Source organism: Paenibacillus piscarius, assembly GCF_022234545.1.
In the GTDB taxonomy this organism is placed as follows: Bacteria; Bacillota; Bacilli; order Paenibacillales; family Paenibacillaceae; genus Paenibacillus_AQ; species Paenibacillus_AQ piscarius.
This window is the reverse complement of record NZ_JAIEUI010000010.1, coordinates 1-19,724: the sequence shown is the minus strand read 5'-3', so window position 1 is coordinate 19,724 and position 19,724 is coordinate 1. Positions and strand designations below refer to the sequence as shown.

Genomic DNA, 19,724 nt, shown 5'->3' with positions numbered 1-19,724 from the left:
CAACTGATGGGACAAGAATTGAAAAGAATGCGTTACTTTGACGGCCTCTTCCTGAATGCTGAGGATTATACGCTCGATCAGGACTTTTACCTGCGCCTGCAGCGGCTGCATAACCGTTATCTGCATACCTGGGGCATAGTCTGCGGGCTGAAGATCATGCCCTCCGGGGGTCAATCCGACCCGATGAAGGTTAGCATAGCGGACGGGCTTGCTCTGAACCAGGTATCGGTTCTGGACAAGAGCACAGGCAAGACCGAGAGCATCAGCCAGGAGATTCTGATCTATGACGGTCACCCGGATAACCCGGTGAATCTCTCGGAATACAACGCCAATGAGAATATCTATATCTGGGTCAGCTATGAAGAGACGGAAGCCGGACGCAATATCGAGCGGGGGCAGGGGCAGGAGATCCATATCTGGGAGCGGGGCCGGATCAGTCACGGCTTACAGAAGCCTGAGGGTACGGATACCATCATCCTGGGTCGTGTGGTTCCCCGCAAGGAGGGAAGCGGAATTGTCATCGACAGTGCATGCATCTTCGATTATGACAGCGATGCTGCCCGCACGCCGCTGAGAACCTATGCCGGTGCAGCCGGCAAGAAGCTGGTCACCGAGAAGCTGGTCATTCCGGCCCGGAGCGAGGACAGTATGGACGGACCCGGACGGAGCGAAGCGGTGCTGGCTGCCATGCCTTCGCTGTATACGCTGCAGGAGGGCAAGGTACTGGAGATTAAGGCGCCGGAGACCCGCTTCACCGGGGCCATGAGCGTTACCGGAGCATTGACGCTCGAAGGCGAGCTTATTCTGAAGAGCAAGGACAAGTCCCAGAGCGAAATGCGGATCATGAACAGCTTCGTGGAGGTCAACAGTCCCAATACGGATGACCCTGACTATGTATTCCCCGGCCCTCGGGACGGAGGGCTGGAGGTTTACCGGGGCGACGGCGGCATACATGACGCGCGGATCGTCTGGGTCGAGGCGGAGCAATGCTTCAAAGCGGGGCTCGGCAGCGATCTGAAAAAAATAGCCTACGGCAACGAATGGGACAGCCTGACGCAGCACAGCTTCGCCGATTCCCTGCACCTTCACAGCAGATTGTCATCGCCCGGCGGCGCTTCCTTCAGCTTCACCGGAGCAGGCAGACTCTACAGTGACGCCGATCTCGCCCTTAAGGAGGACAGTACCCTGTGGCTGAAGGGTACGAACCCGGACACCATTGACAGCTCCCAGGGGCTGGGCTGGTTCGGAGCCGGCAAGCCGTTTGCGGCGGCGGAGGTCGATGGTCCGGTCTTGTTCGGCGGCAGCGGCGGGGTGCTGGGCACCAGAACAGTCAATGGCGACGGCTCCCGCACAGATAAGCAGGTGCTCTCCTGGAATAAGAACGGCTATGTCGGTGTCGGACCGCAGCGGAATCTGGAGGATTCGCTGGATGTCGACGGCAGTGTGCGGATGCTCAGCGGCCGCAATCCCATCCGCTTCACCTCTGCCTGGACGGGCTTCCCCGACAACCGGATGAACGGTGCGGAGATCAGCAACGATATTACGGACCACAAGGCGCTGATGATTGTCGGCAACAGCTCCGCCGGGCAGGGCCGGAAGGTGGCCGTCTGGGACCGGCTGGATGTGAACGGATTTCTGTACGTCAACGGCAGAATGCAAGCCTCCCAGGAGATTATTCCGAGCACGGGGAACGGGGAGCATAACGGGATTATTTTCCCGGCCAATCCGGGCGGCGGCAGCGGCGATCTGGCCTGGATCAAATATTACCCCCGCACAGGGGAGGATTGCACCCTGGAGATCGGCACCTCCAATGACCGGGCCGACCACATCTCCCTCAATGCTTCAGGCAACGTGGGGATCGGCACACTGAATCCGGCGGATAAGCTGGATGTCGCGGGAGAGCTGCGTATCCTGAGCGGGCAGAATCCGGTCCGCTTCACCTCCAGATGGTCCGGCTTCACCGGCCAATCGGCGAATTATGCCGAGATCAGCAATGACACCGCCAGCTATAATTCCCTGATGATTGCCGGGAACGGGAAGTCAGGATCACGCCGGGTCTCTATCTGGGATAACCTGGATGTCAACGGTTCGCTGCAGGTAAATGGCGGAGCAGTAATTAAGGGTGACCTGGAGATTAAGGGCAACATCAAGACCGAGGTGTTCAACTTCGGCGGCAGATTCAAAAAGCTGGATGTGGCCGAGGAATTCGCGGCGGTGGTCCGCTGCGCAGACTTCTACATCGGCTACCCCGGCCGCCGGGGCGCTCCCGGCAGAGCGCTGGTCGATAACGGCAGCCATCTGGTGCTGAACTACGGCAATGACTGGCAGTATGCATCCGTGCACAGCAGCCTGGAAGTGAGAAATGCCCTGATTCCGAGCGCGGGCAGCGGCAACAACGGGATTATTTTCCCGTCTGACCCGGGCGGCGGCAGCGGCGATTCGGCCTGGATCAAGTACTACCCGACCAGCGGGGAGAACTGTGTACTGGATATCGGCGTCTCTAATGATGCCGGTGACCGTATCTATCTCCATGCCAGCGGCGGGGTCTATGCCAACGGCAGCATGTACTGGTGGTCCTCACGCGAGCTGAAGGACAATATTGCCGATATTCCGGTCCGTGAGGCGAAGCAGCTGCTGGAAGGGCTGAATCCGGTGTCTTTTCAATATAAAGGCGGTACCAAGCAGCGCACACTCGGATTCATTGCCGAAGAAGTTCCGGCCGTTCTGGCCGATCCCGAGCAGCGGGCGATCAGCGGAATGGACATTATTGCCGTGCTGACCAGCGTGCTGAAGGACCAGCAGAAGGCAATGGCCAGAATGCAGCATCAAATCGACACCCTGCAGGGTGCCTAAACCATAGGAGGATGAACCATGAAAGAACAATTGGAAGCACGGATGAACGAACTGAAGGCAGAGCTTGAAGCGGGACGGCAGATGATTCAGGAGCTGGATGAGAAGCGTACCCAGCTGGGATATACCCTGACCCGGATCAGCGGGGCTATTCAGGTGCTGGAAGAGCTGGCTGCCGCAGAAGAAGCGCCTGTCCAGGCCTAGAGCAGGCAGGTACCAAGATAAGCCGGGAGGAGTGGGATTGTGCCAAAGGATATGAAACGGATGAATTATTTCAACGGGCTGCTGCTGAAGGAAGAGGATCTGACACTGGATCAGGACTACCATAAGCGGGTGCGGCAGCTGCACAACCGTTATTTTCATGACTGGGGGATCGTAGATGGCCTTCAGGTAACCAAGAGGGACCTGATCACGGTTGAGATTGCTCCGGGCTTCGCACTCAACCGTGTCACCGACCCGGAGAACAATGAGGAGATCAGCCAGGAGATTCTGGTCAGCGACACGCATCCGGGCCGGGTGATTGACCTCTCGGGATTCAGCACCTCGGACCAGATCTACATCTCCATCTGCTATAACGAAGAGACGGCGGATCCCGATTTAATCAAAGGGGGCGGCCAGCCGATTCATCTGCTGGAGCAGGCGGACATTCAGGTCAGCTCCCGGAAGCCGGAGGATGTGCGCAGGAATATCCTGCTGGCCCGGGTGAATCTGAATCACACCCCGGAGGGGATCCTGAGCGTGGCTCAGATCTCCGAGACCGATGTGGACGGGACGAAGCTGGTCACCCGGGCGGTAGGCGGTACGAAGCTGAAGGCGGATCAGGTTCTGATCGGCTCGAAGGAAGAAGCGGATACTCCGTATCTTAGCAATTCTAAGGAGATTGACGGCGAAGAAGGGAACCGGCTGAATGTGCACGCTGCCCTGACGGAGTTCACCGGAAATATCAAAGCGGGCGCCATTAGTACCTTCGGTGCTGTGGAGGTTAACGGGGGTCTGGCGGTTACCTCGGGCAGTGAGAAGGTGTTCAAGGTTAACGAAGACGGAAATCTGGAGCTGGCCGGAGCGGCCACCGTTGAAGGCACGCTCTCCGCTAAGAATGGAATGGAAGTCAGCGGAGGCATGGCGGTGCTGGATGTTCCTCAGGTGATTGTCGGCGGAAGCAAGGTCACCCTGAATCAGAATGCCCGGGAGGAGGACCGGATAGGTCTTGAGCTGATGCGTAAGGATAAGCCTGCAGCCAAGCTGGAGTGGGACGAGAATACAAAGGGCTGGATGATCGGAACCGATGTTCAGCAGGATGACGTGTCCAGCGGGATGTTCAAGGTGGCTTACGGGGCGGATTGGGAGCAGCTGCATCACGGGGCGAATGCGGACAGCCTTCATAGCCACAGCCAGCTGAAGGCGGCGGACGGCACGCCGGTCCTGCGTACCGACGAGAACGGTACGGTCCTGGCGGACCGGGGAATGAGCGTCACCGGCACGCTGTTATCCAGGAGTGACGGGCTTGAGGTCTTCCGGGGGGCCACCCTGCATAATGCCAAAATCGCCTGGAACGAAGCGACTAAATCCTGGCAGACCGGCACAGCAAACGGGGATATGACTGATATCCCGGACGGGAAGCAGTGGGAGGAGCTGACCGGCGGGAGCAGCAATGCCGATGCCCTGCATACCCACAGGCAGTTCCACAATGAGGACAAGAGCCTGCTGGCCCTGGAGATCGGGGCGGACGGCAATGTGAATGTTCCCCATGATCTGCTGGTTGGCGAGACCCTGACGGTGAACAAGCTGATTGTCAGGGAGGAAGAGGTGGTCATCCGCAAGGTCGAGCAGGAGGTGGAAGGCAGCTTCCTGACGGTGAACAAGGCGGAGAACCAGACCCCGCTGGGCAGTAAGGGGGGACTTGCGGTCTACCGGGGCAGCCCGCAGCCGAAGGCGCAGATCGAATGGAATGAGACGGACCGCAAATGGAGAATCGGGCTGGAAGGCAGCATGTCCGACATTCCATACGGCACCAAGTGGGATTCGCTGACGAACGGTGCGGTCTCCGACACCTCGCATAAGCACAGCAGACTGACAACACCATCAGGCGGAACGATTCTCTCGGCGGATAGTCAAGGACAGCTGACCGCCACCGGAAATATGGAGGTCGGCGGAACACTGACGGCCAAGGGGACTTCTTCGCTTAAGAGCGATCTGAATGTTGGCGGCTCGGCGACCGTCGAAGGCAACCTGACCGTAAAAGGCACCACCACCTTCGTGAAGAAGGAGGATCTGGTGGTGGTCAGCAACCGGATCGAGCTGAACAAATTCGAAGGCAACAGCTCCACCCTGAAGCAGAGCAGCATCGAGGTCTACCGGGGCAAGCAGAATCCGAGCGCCAAGCTGGTCTGGGATGAGACGGACGGGCGCTGGAAGCTGGGGCTGGGGAACGAGCTGTCCAGCATTGCATACGGCAGCAATTGGGATGCCTTAACCGGCGGGGTCAGCTCGGATGCGGATGGCCTGCACCGGCACAACTCGCTGAGTGACAGCGGAGGCAGCACTGCGATCCGGGTGAATGCTGACAGTGATATCGAGATTATCAATGATGCCGAGGTGCAGGGTACGCTGTCTGTCAACAACGGGGCGGACATCAGCGGCGGCCTGGCGGTTCAGGGCCTGGTGCGGGTGGACGGCAACCTGATCGTCAAGGGCACGACCACCACAGTGAAGCGGGAAGACCTCGTAGTCACCAATAACGTGATTGAGATCAACAAGTATGAAGGCGACACGCCGCCTGCCGCAGAGAGCGGCCTTGAGGTGTACCGGGGAGATTCCCAGCCTCCCGCCCGGATGGTCTGGAATGAGAGCGAGCGGAAATGGAAGATCGGTATCGGCAGTGCGCTGGAGAATGTGGCCAGCGGCAGCTCGTGGGACAAGCTGACCCAGATGGCAAGCGCGGATTCTCTGCACATCCATAGCCGGCTGTACAATCCGCAGAGCGATGTTCTGGCGCTTAGCGCCAGTGCGGAGGGCGACGTGGATGTCCATCACGACTTGACCGTAGGCCACCGTCTAACGGTAGCCGGCGACCTTGAAGTCCGGGGCGCTTCTGCCAGCATCGCCACCGATGAGCTTGAGCTCGGCAGCCCGTGGGTGACCGTCAACAAGGAAGCGGGGGCAGTCAAGTCGCTGTCCGGCGGCGGGCTGGAGATCTTCCGCGGTACGGACCAGCCTTCGGCCAAGCTTGCCTGGGATGAGGCCAAGGGCCAGTGGCAGCTGGGCACACCTGCCGACAGCGTTGCGCTGGTGGTGGATTCCGCCGGTAATGTTGAGGCCGCTGGCAGCGTGAGGGCGGCGGGCGCAGCGCTCAAGGGCGCTCTGACTGCAGCCAGTGCGGTCCTTACGGGAACGCTGACCGTCGGTGACGGCCTGGAGGTGCCGCAAGGCACGGAGACCAGCGCTCAGATCAAGTGGGCGAAGGACCGCTGGAAGCTGGGCACCGCCGGACGGACGGTACTCAGCCTGACCCGCAGCGGCCGGATGGGGGTGGGTACGGATAACCCCACCGAGGTTCTGGATGTGGCCGGCAAGGCGCTTTTCCGCACCGAGACAGAGGTATCCGGGGCCGCTACCTTCTCAGGCAAGCTGACCGCCCGTACGGATGCTCTGTTTGAAGGCACTGCTTCGTTTGCCAAGGGCATCAATGCGGACAATGCGGTCATCAGCAAGGATGCCATGGTAGCCGGCAGCGTGGTGGCCGGGGGCTTCGAAGCTCCGCGCGGTCTGGACAGCAGCGGGAAGGTACAGCCGAATGCGCGGATCTACTGGAACCAGGAGCAGAACGCCTGGTTCTACGGGGACGGGAAGACCTTCTCCGAATTCGGCACGGGCAAGGGCGGGCAGAACAAGCTGTTCAATTCGCTTGGCAATACCGTGGCTGTCTATTCGGATGACCAGGGCAATGTCGGGATCGGCACTACGGCTCCGCTTGCACTGCTGGATGTCAAGGTGGCCGGCGGAGACACGGCCTTCGGTGTAGCCCGCACCGGGAATGTCGGGATCGGTATGTTCAATCCGGAAGCCAAGCTGGATGTTCAGGGGGATACGACGGTCCGGGGTCGGCTTAAAGCCGAAAATGCCGAGATATCCAAAGATCTGAAAGTAGCCGGTAAGCTTAGCGCCGGGAACGCTGTTATAACCAAGGATCTGACGGTGGAAGGCAATCTGACCGTGAACGGGGATACCGTGACCATCAACGCGGCTACCCTTGAGGTTGAGGACAATATTATCAGAGTCAACAAATACACACCTCAGACTACCCCCATTGTCAAAAACGCCGGGCTGGAGGTCTTCCGCGGCGGAACCGCTCTTCCTTCCCAGCTGCTGTGGGATGAAGCCGCCGGTGAATGGCTGGCTGGCGTTGCGGATAAACTGAAGACCATTGAATTCAAAGGCCATACCCATCCTGAATTTGCGGCCCTCTCAGGCGCCTTGACGGCTGTGGACGGCAACATCGGAATCGGTACGGATACGCCGTCTGCCAAGCTGGATGTGCATGGGGATGCCGCAGTATCCGGAAGTCTCGCTGCGGAGGACATTGTGGCCGCCGCATCATTAGCTGCCGCAGAAGCCAGAATCAGCGGTACGTTAACCGCCGGAGCTGTCGAGCTGAGCGGTACAGCCAAGCTTAAGGACGCTGCCATCAGCGGCGCACTGACAGCCATGAATGCAGCGGTAAACGGCGAATTGACCGCCATTAACACCACTGTCAGCGGTGTATTGACGGCAGCGGACATAGCTGTCAGCGGAGCATTAACGGCAACAGATGCCGCTGTCAGCAGCACGCTTACCGCCAAGGATGCCGAAATCACCGGCACACTCACGCTTAGCCGGGGTATAGACGTGGACCGGGCGGCAGATCCGCAGGCCCGGCTGATCTGGGACGAATCCCTGAATGCCTGGACCGCCGGTGTTGCCGGCAGCCTGAAGCAGCTTGCCTACAGCGATCATACGCATCAAGAGCTGTCGGAGCTTAGCGGCGCACTGAAGATTGCTTCCGGGAATGTGGGAATTGGCACCGCAGCGCCAGCTGCGAAGCTGGATGTGAAGGGCAATGCCGCAGTATCCGGTACATTGACCGTTACGGAGGCTGCTGTCAGTGCTTCGCTGACCGCCAAGGATGCCACCATTAGCGGTACAATAAGCGCTAAGGATGCTGAGATCAGCGGCAGCCTGACCGTCAGCCAAGGGCTTGGTGTGGCCAGAGCCGCAGGCGCGAAGGCACAGATTGTCTGGAATGAGACGCTGGCCGAATGGCAGCTGGGGCTGGCCGGCAGCCTGAAGCAGCTTGCCTACAGCGATCACACGCACCAGGAGCTTACCGACCTGAGCGGAGTGCTGAAGGTTGCCTCCGGGAACGTGGGGATTGGCACTGCTGCACCAGCTGCCAAGCTGGATGTGAAGGGCAACGCCGCAGTATCCGGTACATTGACCGTTACGGAGGCCGCTGTCAGTGCTTCGCTGACCGCCAAGGATGCCACGGTTAGCGGTACATTTACCGCTAAGGACGCCGAGATCAGCGGCAGCCTGACCGTCAGCGAGGGAATCGAGGTTACCCGGGGCAAGGAGAAGAAGGCCCGGATGGCTTGGGATGCCGCCACAGGTGTATGGCAGGCGGGAACAGAGGACCAGATGCTGAACCTGGTCCTCCAGGATACCGTCTATGACGGGCTGGTACAGACAGCCGGTGCACTGACGGTGGATTCCGGCGGCAATGTGGGGATCGGCAGAGCCCCGGCAGATGATTACAAGCTGGATGTCGGCGGCAATCTGCGGGCGGCCAACTTCGCACAGACCTCCTCCAGAAGCTTCAAGGAGAATGTCGCCAGCCTGCCGGTCAAGAAGGCGGTGGAGCTGCTGAACAAGCTGAAGCCCGTTACCTTCAGCTACAAGGCGGAGAATGCCAAGAAGCACAACATCGGCTTCATTGCCGAGGACGTGCCGGAGATCTTCTCGACAGGCGACCACAAGTCGGTAATGCTGATGGATATTATCGCTGTGCTGACAACAGTGGTCCAGAAGCAGCAGAAGGAAGCCCGGGAGCTGCGCAAGCAGATGAACGAGCTGCAGGTTCAAGTGGCCGCACTGGCGGGAGCTTAATTGCAAGCAACAGTCAGAATCTAAGGGTAAGACAGGGGCTGTCCCCAAAGTGACAGCCCCTTTTTAATGCGGGAATAGCAACAGAACGTTGTTTCCATCGATGATATTACTCTTCGCGTTCGCAAATGTATGCTGTTTTTCGCATACATAATCTGGGACAGCAGCTTCGTATGCCAGGGGATGACCAAGGCTGAGTTCCCGCTCTCTTAGAATAAAAACACACCAGTGAGCTTAAACTTCAAGATGCCTGATCCAGAACTGGCTCAGGTCGTTGATGAAGGTGCGGGTAGCCTTACTGATGTAACGGTCTGCACGGTAGATTAGGCTGAGCTTGCGGACTGGCGGAGAATTCAGAATAGGAATGGAGCGGAGTCCGCTGTACTTCATTCCGTTCAGGAGGCTTGCGGGCTGCACGGTGCCGCCAATCCCTGCCTTGACCAGCTGAATCAGCGAGGTGGCTGATCCGGTCTCCATGATCGGTTCCAGCCCGAAGCCGGCTTCCCGGCAAGTACTCTCCACCAGCTCTCTGCCGATAAAGGTTCTGGGGTACATCACAAGCTGGATGTGCTGAAGCTCGGACAGCTCGATGTGGCCCCGGGAAGCGTAAGGATGATCCTCGCGGACAATGAGCTGATACGGCTCCCAGCCCAGATCGGTCTGCGTCAGCAGACCGTCACGCGGGCCCTTAAGGCAGATTCCGATGTCCAGCTTGTTATCCAGCACTTCCTGCTGGATAACTGTCGAGGCGAATACCTGAAGCCGGATGTTCGGATAATCCTCGTGGAACTTCACCAAAAGAGGGGTTAACTGGTAATCAAGGTCGGATGGCAGCAGCCCAAGCCGGATCGTCCCGCGGTGATCATAACGCAGCTCTTCCATGGCGGCCTTGGCACTGTGTTCATTCTGAATCATCCGGTCTGCATAATCCTTCAGGAGAGTACCAGCCTCGGTCAGTGCAATTCTCTTGCCGATCCGGTCGAAGAGGGGCAGACCCAGCTCGCCTTCCAGTACCTTGATTTGCTGGCTTAATGTGGGCTGGCTGATGCCCAGCTTCTCGGCGGCCCGTGTGAAATGCAGCTCCTGACAGACAGCCAGAAAATAATGAAGCTGACGGGTTTCCAATGGAATCACTCCGTTCGATTATTTATCATAGTCTATAGCTATTATGATAATAGAAACAATAGTATTGATCAATGTAAGATATGGATTTATACTCGCCTTACATCAAGAGAGAGAGTGGAGTGATAGAGATGCCTTTTCTATTATTATTTATGGCCTTACTGACGGCCTCACTGAATATGCGTCCGGTTATAACCTCGGTCTCCCCGCTGCTAAGCAATATTCAGGGAGACCTGGACATGAGCAGCCTGCAAGCCAGTCTGCTGACTACGCTGCCGGTTCTGTGTATGGGTCTATTCGCACCGGTTGCTGTAAGCATCAGCCGCCGCTTCGGGATGGAGCGTACAATCTTTGCATCGATGGTGCTCATCGGTGCGGCTACTGCCGCACGGGGAGTGTTATCCTCGGCTTATGGACTTATTCTCACGGCGCTTGCCGCAGGTGTAGGAATTGGAATCGCGGGTCCGCTGCTGTCAGGCTTCATCAAACGTTATTTTCCCGGCCGCTCGGCGATGGTTAGTGTATATTCTGCCGCACTGGTGGTGGGAGCATCCCTGGCCGCAGGGCTGTCAGTCCCCTTGTTCACTTGGCTGGACAGCTCCTGGCAGCTATCGTTGGCCGTATGGGCGGTACTCTCCCTGGCAGCTCTCCCTGCCTGGTGGAGAATTGCAGCGAAGTCTGTACAGCCGGAGGCTCAGCTTGTGCACGCCAAACTGCCTTTGACGAACAAGCGGGCCTGGCTGCTGACCGTGTTCTTTGGCCTGATGGCGAGTATCTTTTATTCGCTGACAGCATGGCTGGCGCCGATAGCCATGTCCATGGGCTACAGCCGCCATGATGCGGGCAACCTGCTCACACTCTTCACCCTGATTCAGGTTCCGGTAAGTATTCTTGTGCCTGTCCTGGTAGCCCGATTCCAGCGGCGTACCTTATGGCTGGTGTTATGCAGCCTGTTTGAGCTTAGCGGACTACTGCTGCTTCTCGGCTCAGCTTCGCCGTTCCTGAGTGCTGTCCTGCTTGGGATCGGTGCCGGAGGCTTGTTCCCGCTGGCGCTCATGCTGCCGCTGCTTCTGACACAGCGGCCTGAAGAGGTCAGCGCCTGGTCCTCTCTTAGCCAGGGAGGGGGCTACATTCTCGGTGCCCTGGGTCCGCTCGCCGTGGGCCGCATCCTGGATGCCACGGGTTCATTCCGGCTGGCCCTGACCGGTATGGCTGTAGTCACTGTGCTGATGATCGCGGTGCAGCTCATGATTGGCAGAAGCTCCCGCCGCCCCGCAGTTTCCGGAGAATAAGGCGCTTATTCTGACAGCTTGTTCTATCCTCATGGTATGGCTCTAATCTAGCTTAGAATAGTGCGCTTTTGCTATAATTAGAGCGGATTACAGAAGAACAAGTGAAGGGGAGAGGAAAGGCATGACCACGAATGAACCCTCCGATCAACTGGTGAATATGCTGGGCCAGACGTATGATCCCAAGCTTATCCAGGACTTGCTGAAGCCTTACGGTGCCAGGAGAGTGCCCGCGCCCAAAAGCTATTTTAACGACGATATCATATGGACCTTGAAATCATCCATCCGCATCGATGTGTACCGTGCAACGAAGCTGAACGAGCTGACCGGACTCCAGTATACGAATCCCGATTGGATCATCGGTTCTGTTCAATTCCTTGCGCCGGGAGCAGATGACCGGACCAAGACTCCATATCCCGGGCTGCTTCCCGGGGGCCTTGCCATGAGCAACTCTCCGGTGCAGGCGATAGCGGCCTACGGCCAGCCCGCGATGGATGAGGAATGCGAATGGCCCGGCTTCTCCGGCCGGATTCTTGCTTGGCGGGAGCAGGGCATCAATATCGTTTTAGAGTATGAGGACAGCCCGAACGGGCGGGTGCTTAAAAGCTGCACAGCCTGCCTGATCGGCTGCATCGGCGCCTGGACCAGCGATAACCCGGAGGTTTTTGCCCCGTGAGAGGTTAGCGACACGCCTGAGATGGACAAGCCCCTGCGATGACCGCAGGGGCTTATTTCAGCCGAATCATAGCCCACCGATTATGATTTCCACCTAAGCTGCTTAGCCCCCGCCTTAATTACCTGAACCTTTCTCTTTATCTCATCCCTTACGAAATCCCATACCAAACTATATATTTACAAAATATGCCATTCATGCTATCTTTGCTATGAAAGCGCATCCATGATCTGATAGGTTAACCAAGGTTTTACCATTTTGTTCATGGGGAGGAAGGAAGAAAATGAAGAAATGGCTCAAAAGAACAGGAACCATGCTGCTTGCGTGTACGCTGCTGTTTGGGGGCTTGGCAGCACCACCGCCTGCCGCCCACGCTGACCCGGCACTGTTCACCATCGAAGGCGAGGATGCCCAGCTAACCCCCGATCTTCAAGTCGTCACCCAGATTTACGGAACGCCGAAGCCGGGGTATTCGGGAAGCGGTTTTGTCTGGATGCAGAATTCCGGCACGATTACCTTTAACGTAACCGTCCCGGAAACCGGCATGTACACGATCTCCACCCGTTATATGCAGGAGCTTAGCACAGAAGGCAGACAGCAGAGCTTAAGCGTAAATGGGGTGAACAAAGGCAATTTCATGTTGCCTTATACGACCTCTTGGTCGGATTACAGCTTCGGCTATCACAAGCTGACTCAGGGCAGCAACACGATCCAGTTGAAGGCGGGCTGGGGCTTCGCATACTTCGACGCCTTCACGGTAGATCATGCCCAGCTTGATCCGCTCATTGTGCAGCCTGTTCTCTCTGATGCCCAGGCTACGCCGGAAACCCAGCAACTGATGACTTATCTGACCCAGGTGTACGGCAAGCATATCCTCTCGGGGCAGCAGGAGATCTACGGCGGGGGCAATGACGGTAATTCCGAGCTGGAGTTCGACTGGATTCATAACCTGACCGGCAAATATCCGGCAGTCCGCGGGTTCGACCTCATGAACTACAACCCGCTCTATGGCTGGGAGGATGGCACTACGGCCCGCATGATCGACTGGGTTAACAATAAGGGCGGCATTGCAACCAATAGCTGGCATCTTACGGTTCCGCGCGATTTCACGAGCTATCAGCTCGGGGAATTTGTGGACTGGAAGGAAGCCACCTACAAGCCGACTGAAACCAACTTCAATACTGCAAATGCGGTCATTCCGGGAACCAAAGAGTACCAGTATCTGCAACTGGCGACCCAGGATCTGGCAGAGCAATTGCAAATTTTGCAGGACAACAACGTGCCCGTAATCTTCCGGCCTTACCATGAGGCCGAGGGCAACGGGGGATTAAATGGGGAAGGCGCGTGGTTCTGGTGGGCCTCGGCAGGTGCAGAGGTGTACAAGCAGCTCTGGAATCAGCTCTATACGGAGCTTACGGAGACCTATGGCCTGCATAACCTGATCTGGACCTACAACAGCTACGTGTACAGCACTTCTCCCGCCTGGTATCCGGGTGACGATCAGGTGGATATTGTCGGCTACGACAAATACAATACCATCTACAACCGCTATGACGGCTTGTCAGGAGTGCCGAATGAGGATGCTATCACCTCGACATTCTATCAGCTGGTAGATTTAACCGGGGGCAAGAAGATGGTCGCCATGACCGAGAACGACACCGTGCCAAGCGTGCAGAATCTGACCGAGGAGCGGGCGGGCTGGCTCTACTTCCTGCCGTGGTACGGTGAACATCTGATGAGTACGGCCTTCAATTATCCGGCTACGCTGACCGCCTTGTACCAGAGCGATTACGTCATTACGCTGGACGAGCTGCCGGATCTGAACGGGAACCAGCCGAATCCAAGTGCGGTGATATCACCTGTGAACGCTGATTTTGACTTAGGGGAGACTCCTGCCCAGGATATTGCCGTAGCCCTAACCCTGAACGGGCATCAGCTGACAGGCCTGAAGAATGGAGCGTACACACTTCAGTCCGGCCAGGATTACACAGTAACCGGCAGTACTGTGGTCTTGTCACAAGCTTATCTTGCTACGCTGACGCCGGGTCAGCAGAAGATCACTTTTCAATTCAGCGGAGGGAGTAATGCGGTTCTCACTATTAATGTTACCGACAGCAGTATTCCCGCACCGTCAGGAGAGCTGACCATCCAGGCGTACAACGGCAGCTCCAGCGCCTCGACCAACGGCATCGCTCCAAAATTTAAAGTAATCAACACAGGTAATTCACCGGTCCAGCTCAGCGATGTAAAGCTCCGGTATTACTACACTATCGATGGCGAGCAGCAGCAGAGCTTCTGGACCGACTGGGCCAGCATCGGAGGCGCAAATGTAACCGGAACCTTCGTGAAGCTGGACACCCCGGCTGCCGGTGCCGATTATGTGCTGGAGATTGGCTTTAGCAGTGCGGCAGGAACTCTGAACCCCGGCCAGAGCGCTGAGCTGCAGATCCGCTTCTCCAAGCAAAACTGGTCTAACTACAATCAGGCCAACGACTACTCCTATAGCGCCACCAATACCCAGTTCGCCGATCACGAGCAGGTTACAGCATATGTGAACGGGCAGCTGGTGTGGGGGATTGAGCCTTAAACGCCCTCCAACGCAGTTGTTGACCCATTCTCCGCCAGGTAATAAAATTATGTATTTAGCGGGGAATACATTATACCGGAGGTGCTCTTATGATTAGAAGGTATAGGTCAACAATAATACTGCTGGCGTTAAATGTACTCTGTATTTTTGCAGTCGATATTACCACTATTAAGTATAGAGTTGGAAAAGGGACATCCGGTAACGGGAATCCCGGAATATTAATTTTAATCCTTAGCCTGGTATTGCTTGCCGTATTCCTCATACACTTGGTTTTAAAATCTGTTGAATATCTAAGAAAGCTGCCACAGGCACTCACGGCGATAGTCATTCCAGCTCTTGCAACGCTCATTTTAGTGCTTACGATAATTGGCGAACTAAATACAATCCGTGCATTAGAACAAAACTTAAACGGCTTCACAAATGATCAGGATTCCGTAGTATTTCGTTTCGGCTGGATTAACCAATATACCAATACTCTGTTTTATAATGGATACATTTTGATGTTCGGGATTTCTGTAGCGGTGCTTGTGTCTTGTCTGATCGTTAGCATTCAATTTAAGGGACGGAGGTTCTAACATGTTATCCAAAATCAAAAAGTACGCAGCCTACAGCGTAGCTCTAGTATTACTGGCTTCCACCCTGCTCGGCAGCTTAGGTTCACGCGTGTCTGCGGAAGAGGCGTCAGCTGCGCTGACTTCGGACTTCAGAGCGTTGCAGGCTGGGCAGATTGTCAGCGAGATGGGAGCCGGATGGAATCTGGGCAACTCGCTCGAAGCTTCAGTGAACGGAATACCCAGCGAGACCGCGTGGAACAACCCAACCATTACGCCGCAGTTGATCCAAAAGGTCAAAGCCGCAGGCTTCAAAACCATCCGTATCCCGGTCTCCTACCTGAATTATATCGGCAGCGCCCCCAATTATACGATCAACCCGGCTTGGCTGGACCGTGTGAAGGCAGTCGCGGATTACGCCTACAATGAAGGCTTGTATGTGGTCATTAATATTCACGGGGACGGCTTCAATTCCGTTCAGGGCAGCTGGCTCCTGGTCAACAGCGGCAACCAGACGGCCATTAAGCAGAAGTACCAGAAGGTATGGCAGCAGATTGCGAATAAGTTCGCTAATTATGGGGAGCGGCTGATTCTGGAGTCGATGAACGAGGTGTTTGACGGCAACTATAACAATCCGAATCCGGCGTATTACGCCAACCTGAATGCTTACAATCAGATCTTCGTGGACACGGTCAGACAGACAGGCGGCAACAATAGCGCCAGATGGCTGCTGATTCCGGGCTGGAATACGAATATCGACTATACGGCCGGCAATTACGGGTTCGTACTCCCAACCGACAATTACAGATCATCCACCATACCCGGCTCAGAGAAAAGAATCATGATCTCCGCCCACTACTATTCCCCTTGGGATTTTGCCGGTGAGGAATCGGGGAATATCACGCAGTGGGGAGCGTCAGCGACGAACCCTGCCAAGAAATCCACCTGGGGACAGGAGGATTACCTGAACTCGCAGCTCCAATCCATGTACAATAAATTCACGGCCCAAGGCTACCCGGTGGTGATCGGTGAGTTCGGTTCGATTGACAAAACGTCCTACGATTCCAGCAATAATAACTACCGCGCCGCCTATGCCAAGGCCGTAACCGCAACTGCTAAGAAGTACAAGGCTGTGCCCGTCTATTGGGACAATGGCTATAACGGCCAGCATGGCTTCGCCCTGTTCAACCGTTACAACAACACCGTCACCCAGCAAGGCATTATCAATGCCATTATGCAAGGGATGCAATAAGCTATTCGGAGTGAAGCTGCGGATTACAATGTGTCTGTAAAATGAAGCAAGCTCCTGTGGCGTTCACGGGAGCTTGTTTTTTGCGCGTCAGATGCGTTTGTGCGGAAGGCTTAGCTCTCCCGCAGTACATTTCGGATCAGCCAAGGCTTCAGCACCGGCAGAACGGTTTCGGGCTGCATTGCTTTTGTATGGTCCATCCCGTTGCCCTTCAGAATCGCTACATCCCATCCCAGCTGTTCCAGAAGAGGCAGATGCTCGACAAGCTTACCGGCAATATCTACCGTTACACCTCCGAAGTTGTCCCCGTATACAATCTTGTCCTGCTCCCCGGCAAAAGCCAGCCTCGGCATCACCAGCAGCTCCTGAATGTCACGGTCCTTGAAACCGGCCAGACTTTCGTACAGTGTGACGAACTGCCTGGTTTGCTCCGGGACCATTTGAATCCGGATATTGTCCCAATCGGTCGCCTCGGGAGCAGCGGACTCCTGCTCTGACTCTGCGGGATCGGAGGAAGCAGGTTGAATTAGAGCCATCTGGTACGTATTATTGGTGACGGTCAGCATCTCGGCATAAGGACCGTCCAGAGGCGGGAAACCGCCCATCACCAGGCTCTCCAGCCGGTCCGTGCGGATCGCCAGTTGCAGTCCGGCCAGGGCCAGCCAGGAATAGCCGTAGTAGCTGAACTTGCTGACATTCATTTCATCCGCAATGGTCAGCAGGTGTGGAATATGAATCGCAGCTATGATATGTTATCGTAGCACTTGAAGGTTACACTTGAAGGAGGGGCTGATCAGGTGGAGAGATACACCCCTAACCAGGTTGCGGGTATGCTGCAAGTCAGCACTACCACCCTGAGAAGATATGAAGATCAGGATCTGATTCCCGCTGTACCCAGAACGCCAAGCAACCATCGTTATTATGAAGAGGTGCATGTTCAGGCTTTTACGACGATCCGGGTGCTATTACAAGGCTATGATATTCCTGTCGCTTATGAAGTGATGAGAAGCATGAAGCAGGGGCAGACGGAGCAGGCGTTGTGGTTGATTAACGGGCAGCAATATGAGATTCATCTGGAGATGAAGCGGGTGGAAGACATCCTTGCCATGATAAGACATACGGATATCCCAAATCCCCGTAATACGGAATGGACAACGCCCATGAACATAGGAGAAGCCGCTGCCATCGCAGGCGTGAGAACTTCAGCAATCCGCCACTGGGAGGCCGAAGGACTGATCCGTTCAGAGCGCAACCCGGAGAATGGCTTCCGGATGTTCACTCTCGCTGAGCTACGCAAAATCCTCTTGATCAGCAGCTTGCGGAAGACCGTCTATTACATAGATAATATGAGGAGTCTGTTAAGTACTTTGGACACACAGGATCATCAGGAGATTGAACGAACCTTCCAGGTTGCGCTGGAGAAGCTGAACACCCGGCTAATGCTTCAATGCGAGGGAATTGCAGAAGTGATGAGCTATATGAAGCTGTTGTCCGTGCAGAAATAGAACCTGGAAGACAAGGAGAGAAATCATGCTATGAATCGTGCTACAGAGACCCCGCCACCAGCTAAAAAACAATTTAATCCCAAAGACGCTGTACTGGTCTTTTTCGCCTTCGCCCTGATCAGTGCAGCCGTTCTCTTTGCCCTTGTGATCTACGATGTCCTGACGCTGCAGGACCTGTTATCTTTTGATGATCCGCTGCAACTGGTGATGTACTCTATTCTTCCAACAATCAGCCTGCTGCTGTTCGGGATCATCCTAACCTTGCTCACGCCTGCCAGCTATATTGACGAGACGAACAAGAGCTATCAGAACTATTCTCCCGCAGTGATTCTATCCTTCACGTTCGCCGGAGCGTTATTTGAGGAGCTGCTGTTCAGGGGAATTATACAAAATGTACTCACCCTCTACCTTCCCGTCCCCTGGTTCGCTATCGCAATTACCACGGTGCTGTTTGTGGGAATACATGTCCAGTACTACAGCAAGCCGTTGATGCTGCTGAACATTACCATCCCGAGTCTGGCCTTCGGGTGGGTGTATATGCAGTCGCATAATTTGCTGGTCCCGATCCTTGTCCATTTTCTGATGAATCTGGGGATTACGCTGTTGTTCAAATATAAGGTGATTCAGATGAGAGGGGAGAAGGGATAATGGATAATAAACTGATAGGGATTTGGTCGGTGGACTGTATGTATGGGCCTGGTGCGCAGGGGGATGAACAAATTATTTTTCAGGACAATGGGTTTGGTTGGATTGAGATTATGAACTGGGATTCGATGTCGATTGAGACCTTTCATTGGACGGCGGAGGGCAACAAGTTACACTTTCGGGGGGAGCAGGTCTTGAGTAATTATGAGGCACCCCAATCTTCTGATTTTAATCTACAGGGAGTGGAATTTGTGATTGAAGATGGGGATACGCCCTCAGGTCGAATTATGCCGCTCTTACGCTTTTCCATACCTCTATTTGTGGGTCATACGACGTTGGGGTTACTGGAGAACAAGGTTGCAGAGGACTACTATTCACAGCGGTTGAAATTCGTAGAAAACAAGGTAGGGGAGTAGAATGGATTCCCTATCTGTCCGTGCGGAAATTGAAGAGCTAATCAAGACGCTGAAGCTGGACCGTAGTGCGCTACATGAAGTCGGCAAAGATCAATGGAAGCCTATTTTGAGAGAAATCGAAGAACGTTTTCTGGTGAAGACCCATTATACGCAGGGATTACACTGGGGCTGGAACCGGCTGCAGGAACCCCGGCATAGCGCCAGCTTCGCAGACAAAGACTATGGCAAACTACGAGACATCATCCAGGATGAATCCATCTGGTTCATTGCCGAGGACTGTTATGATAAGCTGTGGCTGTATGAAGGCAAGACAACGACAATTCTCCAGGTGATCCCGGAGTTATGCCACCTTAATGTATACTACCTGATCTCCAAAAATCTTCAATGGCTCCTCTGCGAGGATCACCACGACATGCTCCACCTGAGCGGCCAGCTGATCATTGAACGGTGGAAGAGGTAGGAAGGGGCTGTCCCAAAAGTGATAGCCCTTTTTATTGCGGGAATTATGTATGCCAAAAACAACATACAATGGGCTCACTGAAGGTGCACGGGCCAAATGTATGTGGAAAACAACATACAATGGACTCACTGAAGGCGCATGGTGCCAAATGTATGTGGAAAACAGCATACAATCGGTGCGACCCCCTTATCCCGGAGTCCTCCGTATACAATCGGTACTTGCCGTAACCTTGCTCTTTA

At 55.5% G+C, this 19,724-nt stretch carries 14 protein-coding genes; 12 read left to right on the top strand and 2 right to left on the bottom strand.

From position 1 onward, the window contains the following. The first annotated feature begins 6 nt into the window (after positions 1-6). The 3 genes from K1558_RS16875 to K1558_RS16865 are packed head-to-tail and all read left to right on the top strand — an operon-like array spanning position 7 to position 8,991. A complete protein-coding gene (locus K1558_RS16875; RefSeq protein ID WP_238652814.1) occupies positions 7-2,853 on the top strand; it encodes a tail fiber domain-containing protein in 2,847 nt (948 codons plus the stop codon). 18 nt (positions 2,854-2,871) lie between these two features. Further along, on the top strand, positions 2,872-3,054 hold the full coding sequence (locus K1558_RS16870) for a hypothetical protein (protein ID WP_238652813.1): 183 nt from the start codon (positions 2,872-2,874) through the stop codon (positions 3,052-3,054). 39 nt (positions 3,055-3,093) lie between these two features. Further along, positions 3,094-8,991: a tail fiber domain-containing protein gene (locus K1558_RS16865; RefSeq protein ID WP_238652812.1), complete on the top strand. Its 5,898-nt coding sequence runs from the start codon at positions 3,094-3,096 to the stop codon at positions 8,989-8,991. A 231-nt stretch (positions 8,992-9,222) separates the two neighbouring features. On the opposite strand, the gene K1558_RS16860 is transcribed toward K1558_RS16865, so the two are convergent. Continuing rightward, a complete protein-coding gene (locus K1558_RS16860; protein ID WP_238652811.1) occupies positions 9,223-10,113 on the bottom strand; it encodes a LysR family transcriptional regulator in 891 nt (296 codons plus the stop codon). Between the two features lie 128 nt (positions 10,114-10,241). On the opposite strand from K1558_RS16860, the gene K1558_RS16855 reads away from it, so the two are divergent. The 5 genes from K1558_RS16855 (at position 10,242) to K1558_RS16835 (ending at position 16,462) form a co-directional block, all read left to right on the top strand. Continuing rightward, entirely contained in the window at positions 10,242-11,402 is a 1,161-nt protein-coding gene (locus K1558_RS16855; RefSeq protein ID WP_238652810.1) for an MFS transporter, read from the top strand. Positions 11,403-11,523: 121 nt separating this feature from the next. Then, entirely contained in the window at positions 11,524-12,075 is a 552-nt protein-coding gene (locus K1558_RS16850) for a hypothetical protein (protein ID WP_238652809.1), read from the top strand. A gap of 280 nt (positions 12,076-12,355) precedes the next feature. Beyond that, complete coding sequence (locus K1558_RS16845; protein WP_238652808.1) at positions 12,356-14,659, top strand: glycosyl hydrolase; 2,304 nt, start codon at positions 12,356-12,358, stop codon at positions 14,657-14,659. 89 nt (positions 14,660-14,748) lie between these two features. Then, positions 14,749-15,234 carry a hypothetical protein gene (locus tag K1558_RS16840; RefSeq protein WP_238652807.1) on the top strand — a complete coding sequence of 162 codons (486 nt, stop codon included), beginning with the start codon at positions 14,749-14,751 and terminating at the stop codon, positions 15,232-15,234. A gap of 1 nt (position 15,235) precedes the next feature. Then, positions 15,236-16,462: a glycoside hydrolase family 5 protein gene (locus K1558_RS16835; protein ID WP_238652806.1), complete on the top strand. Its 1,227-nt coding sequence runs from the start codon at positions 15,236-15,238 to the stop codon at positions 16,460-16,462. 110 nt (positions 16,463-16,572) lie between these two features. Here K1558_RS16835 and K1558_RS16830 read toward each other — a convergent pair whose 3' ends face one another. Further along, positions 16,573-17,160 carry a hypothetical protein gene (locus K1558_RS16830; RefSeq protein WP_338019707.1) on the bottom strand — a complete coding sequence of 196 codons (588 nt, stop codon included), beginning with the start codon at positions 17,158-17,160 and terminating at the stop codon, positions 16,573-16,575. 96 nt (positions 17,161-17,256) lie between these two features. On the opposite strand from K1558_RS16830, the gene K1558_RS16825 reads away from it, so the two are divergent. Genes K1558_RS16825 through K1558_RS16810 form a run of 4 tightly spaced genes read left to right on the top strand, consistent with a single transcriptional unit; the run spans position 17,257 to position 19,485 of the window. Beyond that, positions 17,257-17,964 carry a MerR family DNA-binding transcriptional regulator gene (locus tag K1558_RS16825; protein ID WP_238652805.1) on the top strand — a complete coding sequence of 236 codons (708 nt, stop codon included), beginning with the start codon at positions 17,257-17,259 and terminating at the stop codon, positions 17,962-17,964. A gap of 30 nt (positions 17,965-17,994) precedes the next feature. Then, complete coding sequence (locus tag K1558_RS16820; RefSeq protein WP_238652804.1) at positions 17,995-18,612, top strand: CPBP family intramembrane glutamic endopeptidase; 618 nt, start codon at positions 17,995-17,997, stop codon at positions 18,610-18,612. Continuing rightward, the gene (locus K1558_RS16815; RefSeq protein ID WP_238652803.1) at positions 18,612-19,025 is read left to right on the top strand and encodes a hypothetical protein; all 414 of its coding nucleotides are present in this window, start codon (positions 18,612-18,614) and stop codon (positions 19,023-19,025) included. Before K1558_RS16820 ends, K1558_RS16815 begins: the two co-directional genes overlap by 1 nt. 1 nt (position 19,026) lies before the next feature. Continuing rightward, positions 19,027-19,485 (top strand): DUF6756 family protein, encoded by a 459-nt coding sequence (locus K1558_RS16810; protein ID WP_238652802.1) that lies wholly within the window; start codon positions 19,027-19,029, stop codon positions 19,483-19,485. Positions 19,486-19,724: the final 239 nt, after the last annotated feature.